The sequence below is a fragment of the Oceanimonas sp. CAM02 genome (assembly GCF_032842915.1).
GTDB lineage: Bacteria > Pseudomonadota > Gammaproteobacteria > Enterobacterales > Aeromonadaceae > Oceanimonas > Oceanimonas smirnovii.
Window position 1 is genome coordinate 36,912 of sequence record NZ_JAWJBK010000004.1, and the last position, 11,753, is coordinate 48,664.

Genomic DNA, 11,753 nt, shown 5'->3' on the forward strand with positions numbered 1-11,753 from the left:
AGAGGAAACGTCTGTAGCTCCCTCCCCTTGGATAAGGGGAGGGCAGGGGTGGGGTTGGAGCTCTTACCGCACCACCAGCACGGCGCAGTCGGCGTGGCGCACTACCTTGGAAGAGTTGGAGCCCAGCAGGTAGGTTTCGGCCCCGGGACGGGATGCGGGCATAATAATCATGTCGATTGCCAGCTTCTTTGCCCGGGCCAGAATGGTGTCATACACCACACCGTGGCGTACCTCCATACGACCCTGATGTTCGGCAGGAATATAAGTCTGCATGAAGCTGGATAACTGATCTCTTATCGCCTCATCCTGCTTTTCCAGCAGCTCTTTTGAGTAAAAAGGCGCGGCGGCATGATGTACCCGGGACGGGTTCACATATAACAGATGAATACGTCCTTGCGGGTGGCACAAGCGCAGTGCCGACTCCACCACCCGGGCGGTAAGATATTCGTGCTCAAAATCGAGCGGCAGTAAAATTTCCTTGAACATATTCGTTACCCCATCAGTTTATTGGGCAGCCAGGTCACAATTTCCGGCACCAGCATACACAGGATCAACACGCCCAGTTTGAGCGCCACAAAGGGCAGAATGGACTTGTAAATATCCATCATGGTCACCCCGGGAGGCGCTATGCCCTTGAGGTAAAACAGCGCAAAGCCATAGGGTGGAGTCTGCACCGCTATCTCAATGTTCAGAATCATCAGAATGCCGAACCAGATAGGGTCATAGCCCAGGCTGACGGCAATAGGGGTAAACAGTGGCGCACAGATCAGTACGATGATCATTTCATCAATAATGAAGCCAAGCAGCAGCATGACCACCTGCATCATGATGATGATGGCAATGGGGGGCAGATCCAGGCCGGCGGCAAAGTCAGCCACCATGCCCTGCACGCCCATCAGCAGGTGAAAATTACTGAATACCGAGGCACCCAGTACAATCCAGATGGCCACGCTCACCAGCAATGCGGTTTCGGCACCGGAGCGTTGCATCATTTTCAGTTTGAAGCGTTTATAGAGCATGGCCAGCAGCAGGGCACCCACTACACCAATGGCACCGGACTCGGTCGGTGTGGCCACACCGCTGATAATGCTGCCCAGCACCAGGGCAATCAGGCCCAGAGCCATAAAGCCGTCACGCAGTGTGATTAACTTTTCCCGCTTGTTTTTGGGCACGTCCAGCGCATGGCCCATGGGCGCGCGGCCGGGGTTGAGTTTGCAGGAGATGATCACATACAGCACCATCACGGTGATCGACAGCAGGGCCGGGATCAGGGCGGCAATAAACATTTTGCCTACTGAATTCTGGGTGGTGGAGCTGAACAGTATCATGGGAATGCTGGGCGGAATAAGAATGCCCAGGCCACCGCCGGCCATAATCACCCCAAGAGCCAGCTTTTTGTCGTAGCCGCGCTCCAGCATGGGGCGCAGGGCAATGCTGCCCGAGGTCATGATGCCGGCCCCGATAATGCCCACCATGGCACCGATCATGGAGCAAACGCCAATCACGCTGATAGCCAGCGACCCGCGAATACGGCCAATCACCAGCTGGCTGGCCTTGAACATGGCATCGCCAATGCCGGAGCGGGTCAGCAGCTGGCCCATGTAGATATAAAGCGGAATGGCCAGCAGCACAAAGCTGAACAGGGTGCTTTCTATGGTAGTGGGCACAATATTAAAAATGCCTTCACCCCAGGTGGCATAGCCCAGCAACATGGCCACGCCGCCCAGTGCCAGGCCTACCTGAGCACCCATAATAAAGGACACCAGCACGCCCAGCAGCAGCAGGCCGGTGATCAGTTCAATACTCATGGTTGTTCTTCCTCGTTCATCAGGGTATCACCGGTCACCAGCTGCCAGGCGTCCTTGATCATGTCTGCAGACAACTGCATTAAAAACAGCACGGCAGCCGCCGTGACCATAATCCAGAAATGACTGATGGACGGGGCCCATTCAGACTGACGGGTATAACCGAACTCCATGGCCTCTACCGCCTTTTCCCAGCCCTTGCTGGCAATGACCAGCAAAAAGAAGCCGCCCAGGGTATTGGCCAGCAGATCAAAAATGTTTTTCCAGCGCTGGGAGACCGCCAGATAGGCAATATCCACATTGATATGAGACTTTTTCAGCTGAGCATGAGCGCCGCACAGGGCACCGATATAGCCGAATAAAAACAGCGACACGTCATAGGCCCAGAGGGTAGGGCGGTCGAGTACATAACGGGAGAACACCTCAAAGGCAACCGTGCCTGCCAGCAGGGGAAGCGCCAGAGAAATGGTATGGCTGGTGGCCGCCACCAGCCAGCCGGTGCCTCTGCACCAGAAGCGAAGCAGTGTTTTCATGATACATCCGGATGAGGGTTGTGCAGGCTGCCCCGCAGCCGCGGGGCAGTGGTCAGGCTTACTTCATCAGCTCAACAAGGCGAGAGCTGTATTTATCGGTTTTACCATAGTGGGCCCAGACTGCTTCAGCAGCTTGCTGCCACTGTTGTTTGTCGGCATCGGACGCTGCGGGGCTCCAGGTAAGGCCTTGTTTTTCCATATCGGCTACCGCTTCCTGCTCCCACAGGGCCGATTTTTCGGCCTGTTGCTCTGCATGCCATTTGGCAGCGTTGCGGACCACGTCTTTCAGGTCGTCCGGCAGCTTGTTCCAGGCATTTTTGTTGACCAGCACCGGCAGCGCCTGAGCACTCGACACCGGCACCGGATACATAAACTTGGCCACCTCGGCAAAGTTGCCGTCGCGGTGGTCGATCAGGTTGGAGCCGATGGTGCCGTCAATCACGCCGGTGGCCAGGCTGGTGTAGGTTTCACCCCAGGTCAGGTTAACCGGAGAGGCACCCAGCTCGCGGAAGAAGCGGCCATAGGCACCGGGCGCACGAATTTTCAGGCCCTTGAAGTCGTCAATGGATTCAATTTTTTCTTTGGTGATGACATAAACACCAGGCTGAAAATAAGGAGCCAGCCACACCAGGTTGTGGCGGTCGTAGGCTTCGGTCAGTACTTCATTCCAGCCTTTTTCATGAAACAGCTGGTTCAGCTCTTCCAGGCTGCCGTTGGATCCGGGCAGGCCCACTTCTACCACACCAAAGGGAATTTCACCGGCATGCATGGGCTGAAAAGGAGCGGCCATGTCGAGCAGGCCGGATTTGGTGGCGCTGACAATACCTTTAGTGTCGACGCCTTCGCCGGCATAGAGCATGTTGATTTTCATGCGGCCGTTGGAGTCGGCTTCAATTTTGTCTGCAAAAGACTGGTATACATCGCCAAAGGCGGTACCACGGGAGTAAAGGTTGGTAAAGCGCCAGGTCACGTCGGCGGCCATGGCTTCCATGGTAACGCCCATGCCGGCAACGGCAATCAGAGAGGCGGCAATCTTGGTGCGGGCAGTGCTCCAGAGTCTGTTCATGTTTAAGTCCCTTGTATTATCACGTTCCGTTGGCGTCGGGCCTGGCCCGAAGCGGGGTTAGGTTTTGACGGGTTGAGTCTGCGTCAGGTTAACGTCCGGTTAAATGAACGAAAGCGAAACTTGAGTTTGATGAGAATCAAACAAAAACCGGAAAATCCTTGTGTGTACAGTGGTTAGCACCGCTTAAAAGGGAAATTGTGGCCGAATCAAAGGCGGGAACTGTGAGTGTGATCATACTGTTACTAACCCCTCCCTGACCCTCCCCTTAAGAAGGGGAGGGAAATCAAGTGCTACTCGCCCTTTTAAGGGGAGGTCGGAAGGGAAATCAAGTGCTCCTCCCCCTTTTAAGGGGGAGGTCGGGAGGGGGTTAACTGTTCAGCTGCGCTTTCAGCAGCTGCAAAAACAACTGCCGAATGCGGCTCTGGCGGCCGTGGCTGCGGGTAATGGCAGAAATGCCCAGCAGATGGGTTTTCTGGCGGGGCAGCAGCGGACGCAGGCGGCCTGTGTCTACCCAGCGGCGGGCGTAGCTTTCGGGCAAAAAGCCGATGTACTGACCGGAAAGAATAAGGGCCGCGCGGGGCTCGTAGTGGTAGGCGCGGCCGGCCAGCTGCATGCCCGCCAGCTGGGCGCTGGTTTCCGGGTTGGTATGAATGCCCGGGTGGATCAGCTTGAATTCGGGCAGGCGTTCGGCAATCTCGGTATCATTCTGCTCGGTAAACAGCGGGTGACGATCGCTGCAGTAAAGAAAACAGCGCACCTGATAGAGATGATGATAATCCAGCCCTTCCAGATCCCTGTGGTAGTGAATAAAGCCAATATCAGCTTCTTCGCTCAGCACCCGGCGTTCAATTTCGCCCATGTAAGCCACATCCACGCTCACGTTTACATCCGGTGCCTGCTCGCCCAGGGATGCAAATACCTCCACCATGGAAAATTCATCTTCCAGCCAGATACTGTCACTGGACACAATTCTCAGCTCGCCGCTGAGCTGCTCATGCAGTTCGTTTACTGTGTAGCGAAACTCTTCCAGCCGGCTGAACAGCCGCTTGGTGGAGTCGTAGATCACTTCTCCGTCATCGGTCAGTGAAAAACCCGAGCGGCCCCGGCGGCACAGCTTGAGCTTGAGCCGGCTTTCCAGGTTGGCCATGTGCACACTGATGGTGGAACGACTGATATTGAGCTCGGTTTCCGCTGCGGAAAAACCGCCGCATTCCACCACGGTTTTAAACAGTTTCAGCAGGCGAATTTCATAGTCGCCAATCTGGCTGAGAACGGGTCTGTTGGTCTGGCTCATAGTTTGAACTGCTTCAATGTGTATGTTGAGAGGGGGTGATTTACCGGACTTTGCGCCGGGGGCTAGCATGTTGTCAAACAGTGGCCCGTGCCGTTGTGGCGCTGCTCACGGCAATTGGACTTGCGGGCGAGGATGGACTCAAGATGAGGCAGCTTAAATGAGCATTTCTGCAGTAAACAGCACCCTGGTAAGAGAAAGCGGTTATATCGACGGTCGCTGGTGTCAGGCCGGCAGTGGCAACACCATTACTGTCTATAACCCCGCCAACGGCGATCATCTGGGCCAGGTGCCCGACATGGGCGAAACCGAAACCCGCGCTGCCATTGATGCCGCCAGCCGGGCACTGCCGGCCTGGAGTGCGCTTAACCCCAAAGAGCGGGCCCGCCTGCTGCGCAACTGGTTTGATCTTATTATTGAGCACAAGGAAGATCTGGCCCGGCTGATGACCCAGGAGCAGGGTAAGCCCCTGTTTGAAACCCGTGGCGAGGTGCTGTACGGTGCCTCCTACATTGAGTGGTATGCTGAAGAAGCCAAACGTGCCTACGGCAAGGTGTTCTCTGCCCCCACCGGCGACAAGCGGGCCCTGAGCATTCAGCAGCCCATTGGCGTGGTGGCGGCCATTACTCCCTGGAATTTTCCCAACGCCATGATTACCCGCAAGCTGGCCCCGGCGCTGGCGGCGGGCTGCACCGTGGTGGTCAAGCCATCTGAAGAAACCCCGTTTTCTGCCCTGGCGCTGATGGCGCTGGCCGAGCAGGCAGGCATTCCTGCCGGCGTGATCAACATGATCACCTCCAGCCAGGCGGCAACAGTAGGGAATGTGCTGACCAGCGATTCTCGCGTGCGCAAGCTGTCGTTCACCGGCTCTACCCGGGTGGGTAAGCTGCTTTATGGCCAGAGCGCCGATACCATGAAAAAGCTCAGCCTGGAGCTGGGTGGCAACGCGCCTTTTATTGTGTTCAACGACGCCGATCTCGACGCCGCCGTCACTGGTGCCATTATCTCCAAATACCGTAACGCCGGTCAGACCTGTGTCTGCGCCAACCGCATTCTGGTGCAGGATGGCATTTACGATGAATTTATGGCCCGCTTCAAGGCGGAAGTGGAAAAGTTTGTTATTGGTAACGGTCTTGATGCGGCCACCACTCTTGGCCCTGTAATCAACAAGGCTGCCGTCGACAAGATTGCCGGCATGGTAGACGCTGCCCTGAGCGAAGGTGCCACCCTGGTTACCGGTGGCCGCCGTCATTCAGCCGGCGAGCTGTTCTATGCGCCTACTATTCTCGGTAATGTGACCCAGCAAATGGCCATTGCCAATCAGGAAATTTTTGGCCCAGTGGCACCGGTGATCCGCTTTAAGGATGATGCCGAGGCCGTGGCCATTGCCAACGACACTCCCTATGGTCTTGCCGCCTATTTCTATACTGAAAGTCACAGCCGCATCTGGCGCATTGCCGAGCAGCTGGAATACGGCATGATCGGCATTAACGAGGGCATTCTGTCCAACGAAATTGCCCCCTTTGGCGGCGTGAAGGAATCCGGTCTGGGCCGGGAAGGCTCTGCCGAAGGGTTGGCGGACTATATGGAAACCAAATATCTGTGCATGGGCGGCATTCGCTGAGCGTGAAAAAAGGAGCATTATCATGAGCAAGAACCAGCAACTTCAGCAACGCAAAGACGCCGTCTTTGCCCGTGGCATGGGCAACATGGCCCCGGTTTATGTCGATCGTGCCAAAAATAATGAAATCTGGGATGTGGAAGGCAACCGCTTTATCGACTTTGCCGCCGGCATTGCCGTGGTCAACACCGGCCACAGCCACCCGCGCATTGTGGCTGCCGTCAACGAACAGCTGCAGCGCTTCAGTCACACCTGTGCCATGGTCACGCCCTACGAGAGTGTGGTGGCGCTAGCCGAGCGTCTGGTAACACTGGCTCCGGGCCCCACTGCCAAAAAAGCCATTTTTGTCACCACAGGTGCTGAGGCAGTGGAAAACGCGGTGAAAATTGCCCGTGCTCATACCAAACGCAGCGGCATCATTGCCTTTAACGGCGGCTTTCATGGCCGCACCAATATGGCCATGGGCCTGACCGGCAAGGTTGCCCCTTACAAGGCGGGTTTTGGTCCTTTCCCGAATGAGATTTATCACCTGCCGTACCCGAATGCCTATCATGGCGTTACCGAAGAGCAGTCGCTCAAGGCGCTGGATGAACTGTTTCATTGTGATATCGAGCCAGGTCGGGTAGCAGCGCTGATCATAGAACCGGTGCAGGGAGAAGGTGGTTTTTATCAGGCACCGGCGTCGTTCCTGCAGAAACTGCGTGCTATCTGTGATCAGCACGGCATTGTGCTGATTTGTGATGAAATTCAGACCGGTTTCGCCCGTACCGGCAAGCTGTTTGCTACCGAATATGCTGGAATTGAACCGGATCTGATGACCATGGCCAAGGGCATTGCCGGCGGTTTTCCGCTGTCTGCCGTGGTGGGCAAGGCCGACATCATGGATGCCGCCAACCCGGGCGGTCTGGGAGGCACCTATGCCGCCTTTCCGCTGGCCTGCGCCGCCGGTCTGGAAGTGCTGAACATTATTGAAGAAGAGCAGTTGTGCGACAGAGCCCTGGCCATTGGCGAGCTGATGAACAAGCGTCTGAGCGAGCTGCAGAGCAAATATCCTCACCATATCGGCCAGGTGCGTAACCTGGGTGCCATGGTGGCGATGGAGCTGGTACACAACGGGGATGTGGATCAGCCCAATCCGGAGCTGACCAAAGCCGTGGTGGCGAAGGGAATCGAGAAAGGTGTGATTTTGTTGTCTTGCGGTGTACGCGGCAACGTCATCCGCTTTTTGCCGGCCCTGACCTCACCGCTGGAGGTGGTTAGCGAAGGTCTGGATCTGCTTGAACAAGTGCTTTCCGAACTCGTTTAAGCCGGTTGATACGTCGATGTCAAAGTAGCTTTGGCGGGCCTTGTGCCCGCCTTTTTTGTTTGGGGCTTGACCTTCCCCCTGTGTCAGGGTTCAAAGTAAGGGTGTTTAACATCATAAGGAGCTAAACCATGCTGACTCTTACCGTACCTGATATGACCTGTGGCCACTGTGTAGGCGTGATTTCCGGCATTTTGACCGAGCTGGATCCGGACTGCGAACTGAACTTTGAACTGGCCAGCCGTAAGGTGAGCATCAGTACCTGCCTGCCTCGGGAAGAGATTATTGAGGCGCTGAGCGACGCCGGTTACGACTGCGAATAACAGCGGAGGCAGCCATGAGCACTAAATCAGCAGAGCTGCGTTTGCTCATAGAGGGCATGAGCTGCGCGTCTTGCGTTTCCCGGGTTGAAAAGGCCCTGAGCGATGTGCCGGGGGTGCGTTCAGTCAGCGTAAACCTGGCGTCGAACCGTGCCGAGCTGGCGCTGGACAAGGGCACCGCCGCCAGTGAGCTGGTAGCAGCAGTGAACAAGGGCGGCTACCAGTGCCCGACCGAGCAGGCGGAGCTGGTGATTGGCGGCATGAGCTGTGCGTCCTGCACTGGCCGGATAGAAAAAGTACTCAGCCGGCTGCCCGGCGTGCTGTCGGCCAGTGTCAATCTGGCTGCCGAGCGTGCGTATGTGGAGTGGCTTGCCGGCAGTCAGGATATCAGTGCCCTGGTGGCCACGGTAGAAAAAGCCGGCTTTAGTGCCGAGGCCGCCGAGGATGCGCCTGCGGCCGACGAGGGGCATGGCCGCGAGCGGGAACGGCAATCGCTGAAACGCTCGCTGATCATGGCCGCTGTGCTTACCCTGCCGGTGTTTGTGCTGGAAATGGGCGCGCACTTTGTGCCCGGCATGCATGAATGGATTAACAACACCCTGGGGCAAGCCCTGAACTGGCGCATTCAGTTTGTGCTGGCCAGTCTGGTGCTGTTTGGCCCGGGCTTGCTGTTTTTGAAAAAAGGGCTGCCGGCGCTGCTGCGCGGGGCACCCGAAATGAACTCGCTGGTGGCGCTGGGGGGGCTGGCCGCCTGGGGCTATTCCACCGTGGCTACCTTTGCCGGGCACTGGCTGCCTGCCGGCAGCCGGCAGGTGTATTTTGAGGCGGCGGCGGTGATCGTCACCCTGATTCTGCTGGGGCGTTTTCTTGAGGCGCGGGCCAAGGGGCGCACCGGCGAGGCCATTGAAAAGCTGCTCGGCCTGCAGGCACCCACGGCCAGAGTGGAACGAAATGGCAGCACCGAAGAAGTGCCTCTTGAACGGGTGAGAGTAAAAGACAAAGTGCGGGTACGCCCGGGGGAGCGCATTCCGGTAGACGGCACCGTCGTGGAAGGGGCTTCCTGGGTGGACGAGTCCATGCTGACCGGTGAACCTGATCCGGTAGAAAAGCAAAAGGGCAGTGAGGTCACCGGCGGCACTGTCAACAACAAGGGCTCGCTGCTGGTGGAAGTCACGCAAGTGGGCAAAGAGACCCGGCTTTCGCAAATTATTCGCATGGTGGAGCAGGCTCAGGGGGCCAAACTGCCTATTCAGGCGCTGGTCGACAAGGTGACCGGTGTGTTTGTTCCTGTGGTCATGACCCTTTCCTTGCTCACCTTTATGCTCTGGTGGTGGCTGGGGCCGGCACCGGCGCTCAGCTTTGCCCTGGTCAACGGGGTGGCGGTGCTGATCATTGCCTGCCCCTGTGCCATGGGGCTGGCCACGCCCACCTCCATTATGGTGGGCACCGGCCGGGCCGCCGAGCTGGGCGTGTTGTTTCGCAAGGGCGAGGCGCTGCAGGCGCTGCGCGGGGTCAAGGTGATCGCCTTTGACAAGACCGGCACCCTGACTGAAGGCAAGCCTGAACTCACCGATCTGCAAGTGAACGAAGGCTTTGATAAGGACGAGGTGCTGGCGCAAATTGCTTCCGTGGAGCAGCGCTCCGAGCATCCCATTGCCGAGGCCCTGCTGGCGGCGGCACGAGAACGGGACCTTAATCTACCTGAAGTAAGCGAGTTCGACACCGTTACCGGCATGGGCGTAAAGGCAAAGATCGACGGCGTGCGAGTGGAGGTGGGGGCGGATCGTTACCTGAAATCCCTTGATATGGATCTCTCGGTGTTTGCCGACACCGCTCACAAGCTGGCTGATGAAGGTAAAACGCCGCTTTATGCCGCTATCGACGGCAAACCGGCGGCCATTCTGGCGGTGGCGGACCGCATCAAGGAAGGCACGCCCGATGCCATTGCCGCCCTGCATCAGCAGGGGCTCAAGGTGGCCATGATCACCGGTGACAACAAGGGCACGGCCGAGGCCATTGCTACCCAGCTGGGCATAGATGCCGTTGAGGCCGAAGTGATGCCTGATGGCAAGGTGGAAGCCCTGGAGCACCTGCGCCAGCGGCACGGCACAGTGGCCTTTGTGGGCGACGGCATTAACGATGCGCCGGCACTGGCGGCGGCGGATGTGGGGCTGGCCATTGGCACCGGCACCGACATTGCTATTGAGGCGGCCGACGTGGTGCTGATGCGCGGCGATCTGCGCGCCGTGCCTCAGGCGCTGGCCATCAGTCATGCCACCCTGCGCAATATTCGCCAAAATCTGTTCTGGGCCTTTGCCTACAACGTATGCCTGATCCCGGTGGCGGCCGGTGTGCTGTATCCGGCTTTTGGCCTGCTGCTGTCGCCCATGCTGGCCGCCGGTGCCATGGCGCTGTCGAGCGTGTTTGTGGTGAGTAATGCCCTGCGGCTGAAACGGTTCAGGGGCGCATAACAGACCCGAGTTGTTATAATGCGCGCTTTCTCACAAAACAGGACTTCTGTTATGACAACTCTGGGTACCCCCCTCTCGGCAACTGCCACCCGGGTTTTGATGTGCGGCGGCGGTGAGCTGGGCAAGGAAGTGGTGATTGAGCTGCAACGCTTGGGCGTTGAAGTGATAGTGGTGGATCGCTATGCCAACTCGCCGGCCATGCAGGTAGCTCACCGTTCCCATGTGATTTCCATGCTCGACGGTGCTGCCCTGCGTGCCGTGATAGAACAAGAGCAGCCGCATTTTATCGTGCCCGAGATCGAGGCCATTGCCACCGATACCCTGGCCGAGCTTGAGCGGGAAGGCTTTAACGTGGTGCCCACCGCCCGGGCCACTCAGCTCACCATGAACCGGGAAGGCATTCGCCGGCTGGCAGCGGAAGAGCTGGGGCTTGCCACCTCGCCTTATCGCTTTGCCGGCACCCAAGACGAGTTTCGCGCCGCCGTGGCCGAGGTTGGCCTGCCCTGTGTGGTCAAGCCCATTATGAGCTCGTCGGGCAAGGGCCAGAGCACAGTGAAAACCGAGGCCGATATCGATGCCGCCTGGCATTATGCGCAGGAAGGCGGTCGTGCCGGCGGCGGCCGTGTGATAGTGGAAGGCTTTGTGGAATTTGATTACGAAATTACCCTGCTGACCGTGCGTCATGTAGGCGGCACCCGCTTCTGTGCGCCCATTGGCCATGTGCAGGTAGACGGCGACTATCGCGAGTCCTGGCAGCCTCAGGCCATGAGCCCGGCGGCGCTGGCAGCGGCTGAAGCCATGGCGGAGAAGGTCACTGCTGCTCTGGGTGGCCTGGGTCTGTTTGGCGTGGAGCTGTTTATTCGCGGTGATGAGGTGCTGTTCAGCGAAGTCTCGCCCCGGCCTCATGACACCGGCATGGTGACCCTGATTTCCCAGAACCTGTCGGAATTCGCCCTGCACGCTCGTGCCATTCTCGGCCTGCCCATTCCTGCGATTCGTCAGTATGGCCCGGCGGCCTCGGCGGTGATCCTGCCGGAAGGGGAGTCCACCCAGACCACCTTTGGCAACCTGAGTGAAGCTCTGGCCCAGCCCGACACGGATCTGCGCCTGTTCGGCAAGCCGGAAATCAATGGCCGCCGCCGTATGGGCGTGGCCCTGGCCCTGAGCAACAGCATTGACGCTGCAAGGGAAAAGGCGCGCCAGGCCGCCGCCGCAGTTAAGGTAGAGTTTTAAGCTTTTCTTAGTCCCTCAGAGCTCACAACAGTGTTGTCTGTTTTTCTGAACAGACTACGCAGGGCATGAAGGGGAGGGGAAAGGGAACCACTTCAACGACCGATCAAATG

The 11,753-nt window shown here is 58.0% G+C and carries 10 protein-coding genes; 5 read left to right on the plus strand and 5 right to left on the minus strand.

Annotated features, from left to right (window positions below; all coding sequences use genetic code 11):
- Positions 1-63 precede the first annotated feature (63 nt).
- The 5 genes from R0I78_RS00505 to R0I78_RS00525 form a co-directional block, all read right to left on the minus strand.
- The gene (locus tag R0I78_RS00505; protein WP_317073905.1) at positions 64-486 is read right to left on the minus strand and encodes a universal stress protein; all 423 of its coding nucleotides are present in this window, start codon (positions 484-486) and stop codon (positions 64-66) included.
- Positions 487-491: 5 nt separating this feature from the next.
- Positions 492-1,808: a TRAP transporter large permease subunit gene (locus R0I78_RS00510; RefSeq protein WP_019933396.1), complete on the minus strand. Its 1,317-nt coding sequence runs from the start codon at positions 1,806-1,808 to the stop codon at positions 492-494.
- Positions 1,805-2,338, minus strand: a complete 534-nt coding sequence (locus R0I78_RS00515; protein ID WP_019933397.1) for a TRAP transporter small permease subunit — start codon at positions 2,336-2,338, stop codon at positions 1,805-1,807. Before R0I78_RS00515 ends, R0I78_RS00510 begins: the two co-directional genes overlap by 4 nt.
- 58 nt (positions 2,339-2,396) lie before the next feature.
- Entirely contained in the window at positions 2,397-3,404 is a 1,008-nt protein-coding gene (dctP, locus tag R0I78_RS00520; protein ID WP_317073906.1) for a TRAP transporter substrate-binding protein DctP, read from the minus strand.
- A gap of 367 nt (positions 3,405-3,771) precedes the next feature.
- Positions 3,772-4,698 carry a LysR family transcriptional regulator gene (locus R0I78_RS00525; RefSeq protein ID WP_317073907.1) on the minus strand — a complete coding sequence of 309 codons (927 nt, stop codon included), beginning with the start codon at positions 4,696-4,698 and terminating at the stop codon, positions 3,772-3,774.
- Positions 4,699-4,855: 157 nt separating this feature from the next.
- Between R0I78_RS00525 and R0I78_RS00530 the strand changes: the two genes are divergently transcribed.
- From R0I78_RS00530 to purT, 5 genes are all read left to right on the plus strand, one after another.
- A complete protein-coding gene (locus R0I78_RS00530; protein ID WP_317073908.1) occupies positions 4,856-6,319 on the plus strand; it encodes an NAD-dependent succinate-semialdehyde dehydrogenase in 1,464 nt (487 codons plus the stop codon).
- Between the two features lie 22 nt (positions 6,320-6,341).
- A complete protein-coding gene (gene gabT / locus R0I78_RS00535; protein WP_317073909.1) occupies positions 6,342-7,622 on the plus strand; it encodes a 4-aminobutyrate--2-oxoglutarate transaminase in 1,281 nt (426 codons plus the stop codon).
- Between the two features lie 128 nt (positions 7,623-7,750).
- Positions 7,751-7,942, plus strand: coding sequence for a heavy-metal-associated domain-containing protein (locus R0I78_RS00540; protein ID WP_317073910.1), 192 nt, complete (start codon positions 7,751-7,753; stop codon positions 7,940-7,942).
- 14 nt (positions 7,943-7,956) lie between these two features.
- Entirely contained in the window at positions 7,957-10,410 is a 2,454-nt protein-coding gene (locus R0I78_RS00545) for a heavy metal translocating P-type ATPase (protein ID WP_317073911.1), read from the plus strand.
- Between the two features lie 51 nt (positions 10,411-10,461).
- Complete coding sequence (gene purT / locus R0I78_RS00550; protein ID WP_317073912.1) at positions 10,462-11,643, plus strand: formate-dependent phosphoribosylglycinamide formyltransferase; 1,182 nt, start codon at positions 10,462-10,464, stop codon at positions 11,641-11,643.
- Positions 11,644-11,753 lie beyond the last annotated feature (110 nt).

Bases quoted from the DNA above. Each gene is read 5' to 3' on its own strand.
- gabT (WP_317073909.1), top strand. From the start codon at position 6,342: ATGAGCAAGAACCAGCAACTTCAGCAACGCAAAGACGCCGTCTTTGCC.
- dctP (WP_317073906.1), bottom strand. From the start codon at position 3,404: ATGAACAGACTCTGGAGCACTGCCCGCACCAAGATTGCCGCCTCTCTG.
- R0I78_RS00505 (WP_317073905.1), bottom strand. From the start codon at position 486: ATGTTCAAGGAAATTTTACTGCCGCTCGATTTTGAGCACGAATATCTT.
- R0I78_RS00545 (WP_317073911.1), top strand. From the start codon at position 7,957: ATGAGCACTAAATCAGCAGAGCTGCGTTTGCTCATAGAGGGCATGAGC.
- R0I78_RS00510 (WP_019933396.1), bottom strand. From the start codon at position 1,808: ATGAGTATTGAACTGATCACCGGCCTGCTGCTGCTGGGCGTGCTGGTG.
- purT (WP_317073912.1), top strand. From the start codon at position 10,462: ATGACAACTCTGGGTACCCCCCTCTCGGCAACTGCCACCCGGGTTTTG.
- R0I78_RS00525 (WP_317073907.1), bottom strand. From the start codon at position 4,698: ATGAGCCAGACCAACAGACCCGTTCTCAGCCAGATTGGCGACTATGAA.
- R0I78_RS00515 (WP_019933397.1), bottom strand. From the start codon at position 2,338: ATGAAAACACTGCTTCGCTTCTGGTGCAGAGGCACCGGCTGGCTGGTG.
- R0I78_RS00530 (WP_317073908.1), top strand. From the start codon at position 4,856: ATGAGCATTTCTGCAGTAAACAGCACCCTGGTAAGAGAAAGCGGTTAT.
- R0I78_RS00540 (WP_317073910.1), top strand. From the start codon at position 7,751: ATGCTGACTCTTACCGTACCTGATATGACCTGTGGCCACTGTGTAGGC.